The 16,706-nt window shown below is 45.3% G+C and carries 15 protein-coding genes and 1 riboswitch; of the genes, 13 read left to right on the top strand and 2 right to left on the bottom strand.

The window, feature by feature from the left end:
* The 8 genes from ACO4PX_RS02835 to ACO4PX_RS02800 all read left to right on the top strand — a co-directional run.
* Positions 1 to 259 (top strand): IMP dehydrogenase (locus tag ACO4PX_RS02835; protein ID WP_485571312.1); only part of this gene is annotated, 259 nt, incomplete at its 5' end.
* Positions 260 to 415: 156 nt separating this feature from the next.
* Positions 416 to 913 carry a QueT transporter family protein gene (locus tag ACO4PX_RS02830; protein ID WP_314330439.1) on the top strand — a complete coding sequence of 166 codons (498 nt, stop codon included), beginning with the start codon at positions 416 to 418 and terminating at the stop codon, positions 911 to 913.
* A 124-nt stretch (positions 914 to 1,037) separates the two neighbouring features.
* Positions 1,038 to 2,438, top strand: coding sequence for a UDP-N-acetylmuramate--L-alanine ligase (gene murC / locus ACO4PX_RS02825; RefSeq protein ID WP_485571310.1), 1,401 nt, complete (start codon positions 1,038 to 1,040; stop codon positions 2,436 to 2,438).
* A gap of 363 nt (positions 2,439 to 2,801) precedes the next feature.
* Positions 2,802 to 3,647, top strand: coding sequence for a DnaD domain-containing protein (locus ACO4PX_RS02820; RefSeq protein WP_007157454.1), 846 nt, complete (start codon positions 2,802 to 2,804; stop codon positions 3,645 to 3,647).
* A 14-nt stretch (positions 3,648 to 3,661) separates the two neighbouring features.
* Positions 3,662 to 4,618 (top strand): ATP-binding protein, encoded by a 957-nt coding sequence (locus ACO4PX_RS02815; RefSeq protein ID WP_485571308.1) that lies wholly within the window; start codon positions 3,662 to 3,664, stop codon positions 4,616 to 4,618.
* Positions 4,619 to 5,019: 401 nt separating this feature from the next.
* A complete protein-coding gene (locus ACO4PX_RS02810; protein ID WP_183684731.1) occupies positions 5,020 to 6,246 on the top strand; it encodes a ribose-phosphate pyrophosphokinase in 1,227 nt (408 codons plus the stop codon).
* Complete coding sequence (locus tag ACO4PX_RS02805; RefSeq protein ID WP_485571306.1) at positions 6,236 to 7,339, top strand: acyltransferase family protein; 1,104 nt, start codon at positions 6,236 to 6,238, stop codon at positions 7,337 to 7,339. The genes ACO4PX_RS02810 and ACO4PX_RS02805 overlap by 11 nt, the downstream gene beginning before the upstream one ends.
* A gap of 154 nt (positions 7,340 to 7,493) precedes the next feature.
* Positions 7,494 to 7,588: riboswitch (TPP riboswitch) on the top strand.
* Positions 7,589 to 7,622: 34 nt separating this feature from the next.
* Positions 7,623 to 8,174 carry an energy-coupled thiamine transporter ThiT gene (locus tag ACO4PX_RS02800; RefSeq protein ID WP_183684733.1) on the top strand — a complete coding sequence of 184 codons (552 nt, stop codon included), beginning with the start codon at positions 7,623 to 7,625 and terminating at the stop codon, positions 8,172 to 8,174.
* 234 nt (positions 8,175 to 8,408) lie between these two features.
* Here the strand turns inward: ACO4PX_RS02800 and ACO4PX_RS02795 are convergent, their stop codons facing one another.
* Positions 8,409 to 9,626, bottom strand: a complete 1,218-nt coding sequence (locus tag ACO4PX_RS02795) for a cell wall-binding protein (RefSeq protein WP_485571304.1) — start codon at positions 9,624 to 9,626, stop codon at positions 8,409 to 8,411.
* A gap of 138 nt (positions 9,627 to 9,764) precedes the next feature.
* On the bottom strand, positions 9,765 to 10,688 hold the full coding sequence (locus ACO4PX_RS02790; RefSeq protein ID WP_315369168.1) for a class I SAM-dependent methyltransferase: 924 nt from the start codon (positions 10,686 to 10,688) through the stop codon (positions 9,765 to 9,767).
* Positions 10,689 to 10,861: 173 nt separating this feature from the next.
* On the opposite strand from ACO4PX_RS02790, the gene ACO4PX_RS02785 reads away from it, so the two are divergent.
* The 5 genes from ACO4PX_RS02785 (at position 10,862) to cls (ending at position 16,540) form a co-directional block, all read left to right on the top strand.
* The gene (locus ACO4PX_RS02785; protein ID WP_485571302.1) at positions 10,862 to 11,482 is read left to right on the top strand and encodes an RluA family pseudouridine synthase; all 621 of its coding nucleotides are present in this window, start codon (positions 10,862 to 10,864) and stop codon (positions 11,480 to 11,482) included.
* A gap of 121 nt (positions 11,483 to 11,603) precedes the next feature.
* The gene (locus ACO4PX_RS02780; RefSeq protein WP_315369166.1) at positions 11,604 to 12,131 is read left to right on the top strand and encodes an RNHCP domain-containing protein; all 528 of its coding nucleotides are present in this window, start codon (positions 11,604 to 11,606) and stop codon (positions 12,129 to 12,131) included.
* A 217-nt stretch (positions 12,132 to 12,348) separates the two neighbouring features.
* Positions 12,349 to 13,761 carry a 6-phosphofructokinase gene (locus ACO4PX_RS02775; protein WP_485571300.1) on the top strand — a complete coding sequence of 471 codons (1,413 nt, stop codon included), beginning with the start codon at positions 12,349 to 12,351 and terminating at the stop codon, positions 13,759 to 13,761.
* Between the two features lie 20 nt (positions 13,762 to 13,781).
* A complete protein-coding gene (locus ACO4PX_RS02770; protein WP_485571298.1) occupies positions 13,782 to 14,789 on the top strand; it encodes an aldo/keto reductase in 1,008 nt (335 codons plus the stop codon).
* A 194-nt stretch (positions 14,790 to 14,983) separates the two neighbouring features.
* Positions 14,984 to 16,540, top strand: a complete 1,557-nt coding sequence (gene cls / locus ACO4PX_RS02765; RefSeq protein ID WP_485571296.1) for a cardiolipin synthase — start codon at positions 14,984 to 14,986, stop codon at positions 16,538 to 16,540.
* The last annotated feature ends 166 nt before the right edge of the window (positions 16,541 to 16,706 follow it).

The raw sequence follows: 16,706 nt of genomic DNA, 5'->3' as shown, positions 1-16,706 counted from the left end.
TTTCCAGGCCGGAGCAAAGAAGCTCGTGCCGGAAGGAGTGGAAGGAAGAGTGGCTTATAAGGGGAAGGTAGAAGATACTATTTTCCAGTTTATCGGCGGGCTTCGTGCCGGCATGGGCTACTGCGGAGCAAAGGACATTCCCACCTTGCAGGAAACTTCCGAGTTTGTGAAGATTTCTCCCGCATCTCTAAAAGAGTCTCATCCCCACGATATTCATATCACAAAAGAGGCGCCGAACTATTCTTCGGATTCTATATAGGGGAGATTTTTTACAGCCCCTATTTTTGTACTTTTTCCTATCACGAAAATAAAAACTATGAAGAACGCCGATTCTGTGCTAAAATCTCACGGATTGTAACTATTCACCCGTGTGTTCGAGACCTTCCACACGCTAAAAAAAACTAAAGGAGAAATTATGCATTTTCAAGATCAAAAAACCAAGATGATGACCCAGGCGGCGCTGATTGCCGCTGTGTATGTGGCTTTGGTGCTGATTTTTAAGCCAATCAGCTTTGGAGCGATTCAGTTCCGAATTGCGGAAGCCCTTTGTATTCTGCCCTTTTTCAGCTTTGCAGCTGTTCCGGGTTTGGCAGTGGGCTGTCTTTTAGGAAACTTCTTTTCCGGAGCGGCCATGCCGGATGTTATCTTCGGAACCTTGGCTACCCTGATTGCTGCAATCTTAAGCTATCAGCTTCGGAACAAGAATAAGTTCCTGGTATGCGTTCCGCCCATCCTGGCCAATGCCATCATTGTGCCCTTCGTTTTACAGTATGCTTACGGGGTACCGGACAGCTATCCCTTCCTCTTTGCTACCGTGGGACTGGGAGAGGTCATTGCGGTAGGTGTTTTGGGAAATGCATTGCTTTTGGCTTTGGAAGGTCGGAAGGAAGTACTTTTCGGTGCAGGAGTTTAACAGAAAAGCCGGTATTTTGCCGGAGGAAAAGCTTCTCCTTGGCAGGATAGAGAAGTAACGGTATAGGACGGAAGTAGAGAGCTCAACAACTAAGCAGTAGTAAGGAAATGCTTTAGGAGGAAATATGTACGATATTCATTTTGACAAACCACTTTGGGTGCACTTTATCGGAATAGGGGGTATCTCCATGAGCGGCCTGGCGGAAATTCTGCTGGATCGTCATTTTACCGTAACCGGATCGGATGCCAAAACCTCTCCTCTGACAGAGCACCTGGAAAGCTTGGGAATCAAGGTCTTTGTTCCCCAAAGCCGTCAAAATATTCAGGATGGGGTAGAGCTTTGTGTGTATACCGCCGCCATCTCCGAGGACAATGAGGAGTTTCAGGAGGTAAAGCGCAGAGGCATCCCCATGATGACTCGTGCAGATCTTCTGGGACGCATTATGCAAAATTATGCTACGGCCATCAATGTGGCCGGTACCCACGGAAAAACCACCACCACCTCCATGATTGGTGAGATTCTTATGGAGGCGGCAAAGGATCCTACTATTACGGTAGGGGGGATGATGAAAGATATCGGGGGAAATCTTCGGGTAGGACAATCCGACATTTTCCTGGCAGAGGCCTGCGAGTACACCAACTCCTTCCACTCCTTCTTCCCCAGCATTGCGGTGATTTTAAATGTGGAAGCAGACCATCTGGACTTTTTCAAGGATATTAATGAGATTCGGGATTCCTTCAAGACCTTTATCGAAAGATTGCCGGAGGATGGCCTGGTGGTCATCAACAAGGATATTCCTCATTATGAGTATTTCTTAGAGGATTTGGGCGGACGGAAGATAATTACCTTCGGTCATGGGGACGCGGATTATACGGCGAATTTTATTTCTTATGACCATTATGCAAGACCCAGCTTTACCCTCTTTGAGCACGGAGAGGATAGAGGAAAGGTGGTGCTTTCCGTTACCGGAGAGCACAATATCTACAATTCCCTGTCTGCCATTGCGGTGGCAAGATATTTGGGGATTTCCTTTGAGGATATCAAGGAGGCTCTGCATCGTTTTTCCGGAACGGATCGTCGTTTCCAGCGAAAGGGAAAGATTAACGGCTTTACCATTATTGATGACTATGCCCACCATCCGCAGGAGATTGCGGCAACCATTGCGGCGGCACAGAAGTATCCTCATAGAAAGCTGTGGATTGTTTTTCAGCCCCATACCTATTCCAGAACGAAGGCCTTAATGGAGGACTTTGCGGGAGCTTTGGCCCAGGCGGATGAAATCATTTTGGCGGATATTTATGCGGCGAGAGAGCAAAATACTGTGGGGATCAGTTCGGATGACTTGCGGAAGCTAATGCTTTCTCAAAACACCAACGTGTACTATATTCCGGATTTTCCTTCCATTGAGAAGTATATTTTAGAGCATGTGAAGGAGGGAGACCTTTTAATCACCATGGGTGCGGGAAATATCGTAGACGTGGGAGAGGATTTACTTTCTTTGGAAGGTGCGGAGAGAGAAGAGTAGAATTTTTTGAAGAAGGTTTTTCATCGTGGAAGAAAAGGAATTTTTTCTTTTCCCAAATGGTGGAAACCTTCTTTTTTATCTTCTTCAAGCCGGGGGAGTTGGGGGAAAGAAAATTATTTTCTTCTTTCCTGATTTTCCGGAAATCCACCTAAGAATTGTGGATAACCGGAGGGAAAATCCTTCAAAAAAGGATAGATAAACCCGGTAAAATCAAGCTTTTAAAGAAAATAAAAAAAGAAACCCACATTATCCACATTGCTATGGATAAGTCCTGTGGATAAACTTGTGGAGTAGTCTTCTTGAACTGAAAAAGCTCCTATGTTATGATTTGCTCACCGACGACTTAGGGGAGAAAGGGAAGAGATGGAGATACAGTTTCAAGAGGGAATCCAGGCGGAGATTACTTGTGTTCCGAATGCATTTATAGACGAATATGTAGCCGAAGCCAATGGAGATTATGTGAAGGTGTATCTGTATTTGCTTCGCCATCAAAAAGAAAAGCTAAAGGGCAAGGAAATCGGTGAGGCCCTTTGTTTAACTGACCAGGACGTGAAAAGAGCCATCCTTTTTTGGGAGAAAAAGGGGGTATTAAAAGAGGGAACGGCCAGAGCTTTGGAGCGGGAATTGCAGTCGGAAGAGGCGGCTCTTCTTTCCGAGGAAAAGCTGTCTCAGAAAGAGAGGCTGAGCCGTATGGAAAGGACTTCTTTTTTTGATGAGCAAAAACAGGAAATGGACGGAAAAAAGCGGGAAATCGATGAGGAAGAATTTGGCGGCATTTTGTTTGTAGCCAAGCATTTGATGCCTGTGGTAACGCCTTCCCATGTCCAGCTTTTTGAATATATGTATCAATCTCTGGAAATGGATGCGGAGCTGATTGAATTTTTCTTAGACTACTGTTGCAGCCTGCAAAAGACCAACTGTCGCTATATGCAGAAGGTGGCGGTGGACTGGCACGAGTTGGGCATTCGAGATGTTCGGGCAGCCAGAGAGCATGTGAAGAATTTTGATATGGCGAAGGGCATGAAGGCAGGAAACGGAGACGGAAAGACCGGCGGAAATACATTTTCTTCGAAAGGAAAGGGCGGAAGCTCCTCCGGAGAGAAGAAGGGCAATCGTTTCCTGAATTTCAGTCAGGAAGAGGTAGACTATGATTCTTTGGCTAAGCAGAAGGCCTTAGAACGACTTGGACAGTTTCATACCGCTAAGTAGAGAAGAGGCAAAGCATGGCACTGAGTAACGGACAGGTTCAGGAGATACAGAGGATACTTTCAGAAAGACAGCTGGAAGTCCATAGAAGATATTTAGAGAAAAGGGAAGAGATATTCCGGAAGCTTCCGGAACTGGAAGAGCTGGAGGAGAAGGTTAGAGCCTTCTCTTTATCCGTTGCCGGAGAAATGCAGCAGGGAAATCGTGAGGGACTCCTCCGACTAAAGGAAGAAATCGGAAAGCTGCATAAAGAAAAGAAAGCTCTTTTGGAAGGCGCGGGATATAAGATACAGGATTTAGAGGAAGAAGAGCATTTTTGTCCCCTTTGTCAGGATACCGGATATGTGGACGGGAAGAAATGCCAATGCTTTTTAAAGCTACAGGGAGAGCTTCTGTATCGACAGTCCCGTATGGGAGCGGTGCTGGAACGGGAGAACTTCTCCAAGTTCCAGTTGGAGCGCTTCGACAATATAGAGAAGCTGGGCCAGTGCGGAAACAAAACCCTGCGGGAATATATGAAGGAGATTCGAGACTATCTGATAAACTACTGTGAAGAATACCCGAAAAATAACCGCAGCATTTTATTTACCGGAAGTACCGGAACCGGAAAAACCTATTTTCTTCACTCCATAGCCAAGGCCCTGTTGGATAGAGGCGTAAGTGTATTGTACTTTACCGCCACAGGACTCTTTGAGTATTTTTCCAAAAGGATGCGAGAAGAAGATACGGAAGACTATATCGAAGAGGTGGATGTGATTCTGATAGATGACTTGGGAACGGAGTTTTCCAACAGCTTCACCACCTCCCGCTTTTTCGCCCTGCTGAATCAACGGATATTGGACCGAAAAACCATGCTGATATCTACAAATTTGAATTTTAAGGAACTTAGGGAGATGTATTCCGACAGAGTGGTATCCCGCTTTATGTCCGACTACGAAATCATTCCTTTATATGGGAAAGACCAGAGACTGTAAGAAGAAAGAAATCAAACTTGCAGGACACTGCAAGTTTGAAACTGCTGTGCACTACCTGAGCCGCTCTCGAAATATCTATTTCGGAGACGGCACAGGTAGCGTACAGCAGAGAATGCGAAGCATTCTTCTTGAAGCCGGAATATTGTAAGGAAAGAAAAATGCGAAGCATTTTCCCTGTTCTCTACCGGAGACGCCTCTGAAATATTTATATTTCAAGAGCGGCTTCGGCAGAGAATAGAGAGTCAAACTTGCAAAGCAAGTTTGATTTCTTTCCGTCACACCTCCCCAAAAATCTCTTCGACAAAAGTTTTTTCCTAAAAGCAAAAAAGAGCATAGACTTTTTCTTTGCTTTCCTGTATTTTTAATCCGTAAGTGTCTATATGTTTGGAAGGAGAATAGTCATGGCTGATTCCAGAACTTCACAGTTCATTGAGCGTATTCCGGTAGGACCTTTGGCTTTGATGCCGCTGAAGTCCATTGAGCCCTTGGGAAAGAAGGTAAACGATTATTTGGTTACCTGGAGAACCAAGAGAGAAAGTGAGCATAAGGAAACTCTTGCTTTTTCAGGGTATCAGAAATCGGATTACATTGTTCCCACAAGAATTTCCCGATTCGGAACAGGAGAGGCAAAGGGAGAAATCCTGGAGTCCGTACGAGGCGTGGACATTTACTTAATGGTGGATGTGATGAACTACTCCATGACCTATTCCATTTTCGGCCATGTGAACCACATGTCTCCGGATGACCACTATGCGGATTTAAAGAGACTGATTGCGGCAACAACAGGAAAGGCTAAGCGAATCAACGTCATTATGCCCTTCATGTATGAGTCCAGACAGCATAAGAGATCCGGAAGAGAGTCCTTAGACTGCGCTATGATGCTGCAGGAGCTTCATGAAATGGGCGTGGAGAATTTCTTAACCTTCGATGCTCACGATCCCAGAGTCATGAATGCCATTCCCAGAGACTCCTTTGACAATGTTTCCTGCACCTACCAGTTCGTTAAGGCACTTCTGATGAATGTAAATGATTTGGACATTGATAAGGATCATATGATGATTATTTCTCCGGATGAGGGCGGAATGAATCGTGCCATTTATTATGCCAATGTCTTAGGCTTAGATATGGGTATGTTCTATAAGAGAAGAGACTATACCCAGGTGGTGAACGGACGGAACCCTATCGTGGCTCATGAATTCTTGGGAACGGATGTGGAAGGAAAGGACGTTATCATCATCGATGATATGATTTCCTCCGGAGAGTCTTTAATCGATACAGCCAAGGCATTAAAGGACAGAAAGGCAAAGCGAGTTTATGCTTGCTGTACCTTCGGCTTATTTACCAACGGTCTTAACAAGTTCGATGAAGCCTATGCAGCCGGAATTCTGGCGGGAGTTTTGACCACAGACCTGATTTATCAGCCGGAAGAGCTGCTAAAGAGAGAATGGTATATCAATGTAAGCATGGCGAAGTACATTGCCCTGCTCATTGATAATATGAACCATGACATTTCCATTTCCTCTATCTTGGATCCGGTGGGCAGAATCAATAAGAGAGTTTCTGAATATAAGGAAGCCAGAGCTTCCCAGACAGAGCAGTTTAGCTTAGAGTTGGAAGATGATATGTAAAGAAAAGAGAGGCTTGGAAACAAGCCTTCTTTCTATATTTCCCCAATATAGTTTTTTATTATCCCTTTTGGTGGTTTTTGTTCATAGCACCCATTTTTCCGTGGAAGAGTTGCAGAGCGTAGCAAGGCTACCCTTTTTTGAGAGCTCTTTTTTGGAAAAATGGGAGTTTTTCTTTTCGGAATTCTTAGGGCAGGTAGCGGTTCCTGGATTTTTCTTTGTCAGTGGCTACCTGTTTTTCCGGAATTTGCAGAGCCTTTCCCAATGGAGAGAGAAGCTTGGAAAACGCTTTTTTTCCTATGTCCTTCCCTATCTTTTCTGGAATACCGGAATGACTATCCTTTATCTTTTATTTCAAAAGGCAGACTTTAGTATTCACGGGATTTTTGAGGGGATATTTCTTTATCGCTATCAGCCGGTGTTTTGGTATTTTTTTCAGCTGATTCTTCTGACCTACGCCTGTCCATTCTTTGCCTTAGGTCTTTCTCTGTTTCGAAAATGTTTTTCTTCGAAGGTGGGGAACCTGCTTTTTGGCGTTTTTCCCCTATTCTTTCTTGGCTTGGTGTATTTTCGCCTGGATATACCCTATCTCAATGAGGATGCGGCTTTTTACTATAGCTTTGGTGCTTATTTGGCATTGCTTGGTTTTGGCTTTTCCGGGGAGGGGAAGAGTTTATCTTATGAAAATACGAAGAAGAAATCTGCATTTTCCCCGTCTCTCCTCCTGCTCTCAGCACTTCTTTGCTATAGCTATACAATCTTGGGAAAGACCATCGGGCTTTTGCTTTTGGCTACGGTTTTTTACCGTATCAGTACGGCAGTTTTCTTGCTTCTTCTTTGCCAAAGGGGCTTTTTTGCCTTTGGAAAAAAGTATGCGGACCATAATTTTTATCTTTATGCAGTACATTATCTTTTTTTGCGACTCTGGTTTATGCTGCAAAAGCATTTTTTTCCGGAAGCGGGAGAGGCTTTGCTCTTTTGCTTTTATAGTTTGAGCCCAATTTACTGTCTGCTTTTATCCCAAGCTACAGCTTATCTTCTTCAAAAGTATGCGAATCCTTTATGGAGAATTTTAAATGGAGGAAGAGCTTCGTAGTATTTCGAGAGCCGAAATATATAAAGAATAGAGCTGTTTTGGCTCTATAGGAAAGGGATGCTTTGGCTCTATAGGAAAAAGAAGTTTTTAGAATTTTTTATGAAATAGCAAAAATCCTTTAACTTGACGAAGTATCCTATTCGGACTAAACTGGTACTGTTGCTAGGGGCGCTGTATGCTGAGAGGTGAAAACCAACCCTTTAACCTGACCTGGATAATGCCAGCGTAGGGAAGCTATAGTGAGCCCTCCATTGTCCTTTGGACAGCATAGGAGGATTTTTTTATGCATAATAACACCAAAAAGATTGCTTTGTCCGGAGTTTGTGTAGCCATGTCTTTGGTACTGGGAATGATTAATCTATTTTCCCTGCCGATGGGGGGATCGGTTACCGCCTGCTCCATGCTTTTTGCCACTTTACCGGGATTTTTCTTCGGCGGAACTTACGGATTCCTGTCCGGTTTGGCCTATGGAGCTCTGAGCTTCATTTTGAAGCCCTATTTTTATAGCCCTGCCCAGTTTATTACGGATTATGTTTTAGCCTTTACCGCCCTAGGTTTATCCGGCTTATTTTCCCAAAAGAAGCACGGCCTCTTTATCGGCTATATTGTGGCTTGTCTAGGACGCTTTTTCTTCGCCTTCTTATCCGGCGTACTGTTTTTCGCTTCCTATGCCCCGGAAGGCATGAATCCCATTTGGTATTCCTTCAGCTACAATATCAGCTATATTTCCGTGGAAATGGTTCTTACCCTTGGGGTACTTTTGGTTCCGGCGGTACACAAAGGACTGTACCGGATGAAGGGACAGCTTCTTTCCGAAGGAGCTTATGCCCGATAGCTTACGAGTCTGAATTAAAACTTATAAAAGGAACTGTAAAATCAAAAGAGATTTCTAAGCAATATAGGTCTGAAGTTGGGGCACGCTCCCGCTAGCTTCGCCACGAAGCGGATACTAAGCGAAAAACTGCGATTCTCTTGTTTTTCGCAAGTACCGTCGGGCTCAGACTACCCCTTATTCAGACCTATATTGCCGAAAATCTCTTTTACTTTGATTTTACAGTTCCTTTTTCTTTTAATCCAGATCGGTAACCTTCGGGGATTGAAGCTCTACGCTGTCCAGTCCCTCATCCAAGGTAATCACACCGCTGGCATTGACAGACCACTTATTGCCGTTTCCGTCACGGTATTTGGTCTTATTCTTCATGACTTTGCCGGATTCGTTCACCACGTAGCTTCTGTTTTGTCCGGGAAGGGTAACCTTCTGATAACGGGAGCCCTGATCCGCCTTTTGGAGACGTCCGTTAAAGTACAGGTAATCCTGTTTGATGCCGGTGACTCCTCGACCGTTTTGATCAAAGAAACAGGTGATGTTGTCTCCGTCTCCGTCCACCAGATTCATTCTTCCGGTTTTTACGGAACAGTCCGCCTTGTTGGCTCCGCAATAGTAGTAGCCTTCAGGAGCATTAGAAGCAGTGCGTCCCTTCTGGATGCCGTAAACGGGATTGCCCTTTTCATTGAAAAGATAGCGCTTATCGTTGATTCTCTGGACTTCGTACACCCCTTCGTTTCCGGCTGCGGGATGGCCGTTATTTTTAAAATAGAACCATTCCACATCTCCTGTGGAAAGCTTACTGCTGTTTCCCTCAGGGCCTACGGTGGAGTACCAGGTGCCGCTTAAACGCTGTCCCATCTTGAATTTATTATCGTTTTTCTCTGCGAAAAATACATAGCCAGCAATTTCCGGATTGGCATCATTTACCTCTGCCCAACCGGTAACCATGATACCGTTTTCATCAAATCCGTAGGAGGCATTGTCCAAGGTCTTTACCGCAACATGACCGTCCTTGGAGCGAAGCTTTTCTCCGGTACTTTGATTAAAATAGAACCAGTAGTTTCCGTTATTTCCCTTTCGATTTTCGTCGGCGGTAACGCCGGAGGGAAGGGGAAGCTGTTTCCAGCCGGTAATCATCTTTCCGGTACTCGGGTCGCAGTAATAATTATCATCATTTACCCAACCGGTCTGCATAATGCCGTTTCCGTCAAAATAGTAGAAGGAATCCTGTAATTTCAGCCAGCCGTCCTGCTTAAGGCTTCCGTCTTCTGTGGCATAATACCAAATGGTCTGGCCGTTCTGATTGATTTTAATCCAGGAGTTTTGCACCACAGAACCGTTATCATTTTGATAAACCTGCTGTCCTCTGCTGTTTACATTCCAGCCGGCTGCAAAAGCGGTGCCGGAAAAAAGGCCGATTCCTGCAATCAGCAGGAAGGGTAGGGTTCTCTTCTTCATTTTGTCCTCCAAATCTCTATAGACAATCCTTAAAGGATGGTAAAAATATATTATTTCAGCTTCTCTTTATAATACTATCTTTTTCTCATAGGAAAAACAACGAATTTTTCCTAACGAAAAGGACAAAAAGCTTACGGTTTAAGAACGTTCTTCCCCTTGAAACCATCTGGCGGAACAACCGCAGGGCAGTACCTGATTGCTTTCTGCAATGGGCAAGCCCACTTCCTGGGAATCCACGATGCCTCCACGGCTTTTTTGAATCAAATCCTTCAGCATATAGGCCATAACTCCCGGCTGTAATCCGGTGGTGTAGGAATTTAAGAGGAAAAAGAGGGCGTCCTTTTTCAAAATCTTTTCGCTCAGCTGTAAAAAGGGATAGATGCTGTCTTCGATTTTCCAAATTTCTCCTTTGGGACCTCTGCCGTAGGAAGGGGGATCCATGATGATGCCGTCGTACTGATTGCCTCTTCGAATTTCCCGCTCCACAAATTTCACACAGTCATCCACCAGATAGCGGATGGGGGCGGAAGCAAGACCGGAAAGCTCGGCATTTTCCTTGGCCCATTGCACCATGCCTTTGGAGGCATCCACATGGGTCAGCTCCGCACCGGCCTTTGCTGCGGCCAAGGTAGCTCCTCCGGTATAGGCAAAAAGATTTAAAACCTTGATGGGCGTCTTATCTCCCTTTTTCAGTCTTCTCTTTTTTTCTTCCGCAATCTTTTCGGAAAACCAATCCCAGTTGGCTGCCTGCTCCGGGAACAGTCCGGTGTGCTTAAAAGCAAAGGGCTTTAAATGGAAGGCAAGGCTCTGCTCCGGATTTCCGTTCAGCCCATAGGAAATCTTCCACTGCTTGGGCAGGTCGAAAAATTCCCAGTCTCCTCCCCCGGCCTTGGAACGGTGGTAGTGACCGTTACATTTTTTCCACAGAGGATTTTTCTTCGGATTTTGCCAAATGACCTGGGGGTCCGGTCTACGCAAAATATACTTTCCCCAACGCTCTAATTTTTCTCCGGAAGAGCTGTCCAAAACGGCATAATCCACCCAATTCTTTGCTAGAAACATTTTTCCTCCTTAAAAGCCCGACAAACTGGCATTTATCCTAGCATTCTTTTAGGAAAATGACAAGAAATGCGGGAAAAAGAAAAGAATCCCAAGACCGCCCTTTTCGGATAGAAAATTTATGTTAAAATAGGGGACGATACAGACCGGATAGGGAAAATTCCCGAGGAGGAAGCTTGATTATCGAAGAAACAAAAGACTACCTGGTGTTTTATAAGGAAGCAGGGCTGGATAGTGAAAAGGATGCTCCTAAGGACTGCCTTCCCATCCACCGCCTGGATAAGGTGGCTTCCGGTCTTTTATTGTACGGAAAAAATAAGGAGGCTACGGCGGCTTTGTCCAAGCAGCTTACAGAGAAAAAAATCAAAAAACGTTATCATATCGTGGTACCCAAGGGAGAAGAGGGAAAAGCTTTACCGGAGGAGGGATGCTTTCAGGACTATCTCTATAAGGACAGCAAAAAGCAGAAGTGTTTTCCGGTGAAAAGCCTTAGAAAGGGCGTAAAGGAAGCGATTCTCCGCTATAAGATTGTGGAGGAAAATGGGGAGTGGATGCTTCTGGATGTGGAGCTGGAAACCGGACGCTTTCATCAGATTCGTGCCCAGTTTGCAAGTCGGGGCTTTCCTCTATACGGAGACGGAAAATACGGTTCCCGGCAGAAAGGGACAGTGGGCTTACACTGCTATCAACTCTCTTTTTTGGATGTAAAGACGGGAGAGGAAAGACGGTATGAGATAAAAAATCCTGAGGGAGAGCCCTGGAGTATTTTTGAAAACGCTATGGAGCCTAAAAGCTAATGCTATAAGAAAAACCAACACAGAGACATTCCCTGAAATACAAAAGCTATGAAGGGGAAAACGAAAAGAAAATAGCTAAGAAGAGAAAAATAGAAAAGAAGAGAAAAAGAAAGTAGGAGTCATGCAAAACGGAGATATGCCATTAAAGAAGAAAAAGAAGTCGGTGGCTTCCCGAAGAAATCCGGGGGAAGAACAGAGGAAGGATGCGGAAGAGCAGAGGGATGGCGGAGCAGGGAAGGAAATCGGCTTAGGGAAGGATGGGAAGTCAAGCTCCATCGATTATCGTTTCACTCCTTGCCTGGAAAGCTTTCGTTGTGCCCACTGCGGAAAGGAAATTCATCCTGAGGGAGCAGGTTCTCAGCATAGAAATCATTGTCCCCACTGCCTGTACAGCCTCCATGTGGATGAGGAGCCGGGAGATCGGAAAGCCGGCTGTCGTGGGCAAATGGAGCCCATCGGGGTGATTTCCAAAGGAGACGGGGATTGGAGCATTCTACACCTTTGTAAGTCCTGCGGAAAGCTCTCTTTAAACCGGGCTTTGGCGGATGATAACCCTCTTCTTTTGATGCAGCTTGCGGTGAAGCCCCTGTCTTCTCCCCCCTTTCCCATGTCCTTCCTGTCTTACTTTTTGGAAGAAAAGGGAAAGTAAGGCTAAGGCCGGTAAAGCTTAACAGAGAGCAAGAAAGTAAAGAGAAGCAGAATAGAGTAGTAAAGATAAGTGTAGTAAAGCAAAGAGAAGTAAAGCAAAGAGAAGTAGCATAAAGAGTAGTGCAGTAAAGAGTAGTGTAGTAAAGAGCAGTGTAGTAAAGCGTGGTATAGCCAAAAGCGGTATAGTGAGATGAGGCTTAAAGTAGAATAGGAGTAGTATGAAAAAGAATCTTTTGGTGGCTCAGTCCGGCGGTCCTACTGCGGTAATTAATGCCAGTCTTTCCGGGGTAATCTGGAAGGCTATGCAGGAGGAAAAGATCGATAAAATCTATGGGGCGCAGCATGGTATTGCCGGCGTGTTTTCAGAGGAGTTTGTGGAGCTGAAGGCCTGCGCCGAGAAGCAGATGGAAGAGCATTTTCCGAAAAAAGAGGAAGAGAGCATCCTCCTTTCCCCCTTTGGGGACTTTCTGTTGGAAAAGGGAAGCACAAAGCAGGAGGCGGCGTATTTTTCCAGACTGGCCCAGACTCCTGCGGCGGCTCTGGGCTCCTGCCGTTTAAAACTGAAAAATCCCCAGGAAGATCCGAGGGAGTTTCAGGAGCTCATATCCGTTTTTAAGGCGTGGAATATCGGGTATTTTCTCTATATCGGGGGAAATGATTCCATGGATACCGCTTGGAAGCTGTCCGCCTACTGCAAGGAACAGGGGGAGGATATCGTGGTGGTGGGGGTACCCAAAACCATAGATAACGACTTGGAAGGAATCGACCATTGTCCCGGCTTCGGTTCCTCCGCCAAGTATATTGCAGCCTCTCTTTTGGAGCTGGAGCGGGAGTGTCTGGTTTATGACACCAAATATGTAATGATTGTGGAAATGATGGGAAGAAATGCAGGCTGGCTTACCGCCGCCGCAGCTCTTTCCGCAGAAAAAGGAAGCATTCCTTACCTTATTTATCTGGAGGAGCAGAGCTTTTCCAAGGAGCAGTTCCCAAAGGACGTGGAGAAAGCTCTTCAGCAGTCCGACCAGGTGATGGTAGCGGTTTCGGAGGGCATTAAGGACAGTAACGGAAAATTCCTCTATACCTACGGCAGGGAGGAAGGGAGCAAGGATGCCTTTGGACACAGCATTGCCGGAGGAGCGGGAGGGGTACTGGAGCAGATGATTTTAGAGAAAATGTCGGTGAAAACCAGAAGCATCGAGTTTAATCTCTTACAGCGCTGTGCAGGACATTTGCTTTCGAAAACCGATGTGGAAGAGTCCTTCTTACTGGGAGCACAGGCAGTGGAACTGGCAGTATTGGGAGAAAACGGGAAAATGTCTTCTCTTCGGAGAATATTCTCCGAACAGAACTCTTCTGAGAAGTCTCCCGGACAGAAGGGTTCGGAGAATTCCAATACCGGGAAATCCCCTAAAGCGGGAATCGGATATGCTGTAGAATATTCTGCAGTTCCTCTTTCTGCAGTGGCCAATCGGGAGAAAAAAATTCCTTTATCTTGGATCGGAAAGGACGGACACAGTCTGGAAGAGGAGGCCTTAGCCTATCTTCGTCCCTTGATTTTAGGAGAATACAGCTGTGATTTCGTGGATGGGCTTCCCCAATATATTTCTTTTTTTGAGAAGTCCGGAAAATAAATTGCCTCGGGAGGTAGGAGATGGATATTAGAAAAGCTTATGTAGCCAATAAAAATCGTTATGATAGCATGGAATATCGAAAGGCGGGGGAATCCGGTTTGTATCTTCCGGCGATTTCTCTGGGGCTTTGGCATAACTTCGGAGAACGGAATTCTCAGGAGCAGATGCAGGATATTCTTAGGGAGGCCTTCGACTTAGGCATTACCCATTTTGATTTAGCCAACAATTACGGTCCCCCCTATGGAGAGGCGGAACGAAATTTCGGTATTCTGTACCAAAGAGATTTTCGCCCTTATCGGGAAGAGCTTCTGATTAGCACTAAGGCAGGCTATGATATGTGGGAGGGTCCCTATGGAAATGGCGGTTCCCGAAAGTATTTGCTCACAAGCTGTGACGCTTCCTTGAAACGGATGCAGTTGGATTACGTGGATATTTTCTATCACCATCGTATGGATCCGGATACCCCTTTGATGGAGACTATGTTGGCCCTGCTTCAGATTGTGCAGTCCGGTAAGGCGATTTATGCGGGAATCTCCAACTATGACGGAGAAAGCATGAAGAAGGCTGTGGAGATTGCGAAGGAAATACGGCTTCCCTTGGTAATTAACCAAAACCGTTATTCCATCTTGGATAGAAAGGTGGAGGAAAATGGCTTAAAGGCTGCCGCTAAAGAAGAAGGCATGGGGCTTATTTGTTTCAGTCCTTTAGCTCAGGGGCTCCTTTCCAACCGATATGTGGAGGGAATTCCCGAGGATTCCCGTATGATGAAGGACGGAAGATATCTGCATCAAGAAGACTTTACCGAGGAAAAACGGCAAATGCTTTTAAGGCTTGCTCAGATTGCTAAGAAAAGAGGGCAGAGTCTTTCGGAAATGGCCCTTTCCTGGGTGCTTCGAGACGAAGCTACTACTTCAGTACTTGTGGGGGTGAGTAAGAAGGAACAGCTTTGGGAAAATGTGAAGGCACTGGAAAACACCTGCTTTACGGTGGAAGAGGAAGAGGCTATTCGAATTGCCACTGCCCTGTAATCAGAGAAAATTAGAAGAAAAAGGGCACGAAAAACGAAAAAATTGTGCAGTTCGAAGAAGAAAAGAGAGAAAGCTGGACTTTCCTCTTTTTTTTTATTAGAATTTAAAGTTCAGGAGAAGAAACGAAGGAACGGCGAAAAACTCAGGGTTGTTTTGAAAAAATATTGATTTTTCTGGAAATAAGGAGAATAAAAATGCCCAAACGGGGAAAGGTCCTTCACAAAGAGGACAGAAAAAATAGTGTCGGTCGCCTGCTTTTCGTAATACTGGCAGTGATTTTACAAATTATATGGTTTTGGTTCTTTCTGTACTATTTGACGGAAAGTTACCTTTGGGCGTCCATTTTTGCCAGAGTCGTGTGTATTGTGATGGTTTTTGGGGTATTTGCCAAACGAAGCAAATCCTCTATTAAGATTACCTGGATTTTTTTTATTATGGCTTTTCCGATTTTGGGAATGCTCTTGTATTTTTTGGTATACGGCTCAGGCTTTACAAAAACCATGCGGAAGAGAATCGAAGCGGCGGATGCCATGCTCTTCCCTTATCTGGATCAGTCTCATTTGATTTCGGATCAGCTGAAAAAAGAAAATAAATCCGTGGGAAATCAGTTTGCTTATCTGGAGCGGGGCGGAAAATTCCCGGTGTATCGAAACACGGAGGTTGTATTTTATAAGGAAGCTTCTTTGGGCTTGGAGGCACAGTTGGAAGCCCTGTCTCAGGCAAAGAAGTTTATTTTCATGGAATACCATGCCATAGAGGATCGACAGTCCTTTGGAGAAATCAAGGAGATTCTCCGCAAAAAGGCGGAGGAAGGGGTTGAGGTTCGCCTCTTCTATGATGATGTAGGTTCCATTGGCTTCATTGATCCGAAGTTTGTGCAGGAACTGGAAGAGTGGGGCATTCAGTGTCGTATCTTTAACCCCATTGTCCCCATGGTAAATCTTTTCATGAATAACCGGGACCACAGAAAGATCACCGTTGTGGACGGTCAGATAGGCTTTACCGGAGGCTATAATCTGGCGGATGAGTATTTTAATATTCATTCTCCCTACGGCTATTGGAAGGATACAGGTATTCGACTTCGGGGAGAGGCGGTAGGTACTTTAACCCTGCTTTTCCTGGAAATGTGGCATGCCATGGATGATAGTCCGGTACGGGGACTTTACAATTATTTGCCGAGACATTGGGATCGTTATACCGGACAGGGCTACTGCGCGCCCTATGCCTATGCGCCAACAGACGGATTTCCCTTGGGAGAGGACGTCTATCTGAATATGATTCAGTCCGCCACGGAAAGCATTTACATTACCACGCCTTATCTGATTATTACCGATGAGATGAGCAGAGCTTTATGTCTTGCGGCAAAGCGAGGGGTGGATGTGCGGATTGTCCTTCCGGGAATTCCGGACAAGACCTTTGTTTATGCCGTCAGCCGGTCTTACTATCCTCGACTCCTGCGGGCAGGAGTCAGAATTTATGAATATACTCCGGGCTTTATGCATTCCAAGCAGATTTTGGTAGACCATGTGATGGCGGCGGTGGGAACCTTTAATTTGGATTATCGTTCCTTCTACCATCATTTTGAAAATGGAGTTCTGCTGTACGAAAGTCCCTGTATCTTTGATATTGCAGACGACTTCCATGAGCTTTTTCGGACTTCCACGGAAGTCAGCCCGGATAAGGGGCATAATCGAAGCCTTTTCACCAGAATGAAACAGGGCGCTTTGAGACTGATTGCACCCTTACTATGATTTAAGTAGACCCTTGTTTTTTTGAACTTTATCTTTTGCATGCTTCTTTTCGAGGTTTTGGTTTCCGAAGCTTTAGGATGCAAACTTTCAGACTACTCCCTTAAAAATTTAGCTAAATTGAAAAAGTAAATTCCAGTGCAGAAGTAAATTCTACCGAGCTTAAAAA

The sequence above is a fragment of the Oribacterium sp. genome, assembly GCF_057249185.1.
Note: the sequence above shows the minus strand (reverse complement) of the source record. Positions and strands in the feature narration are given on the sequence as shown.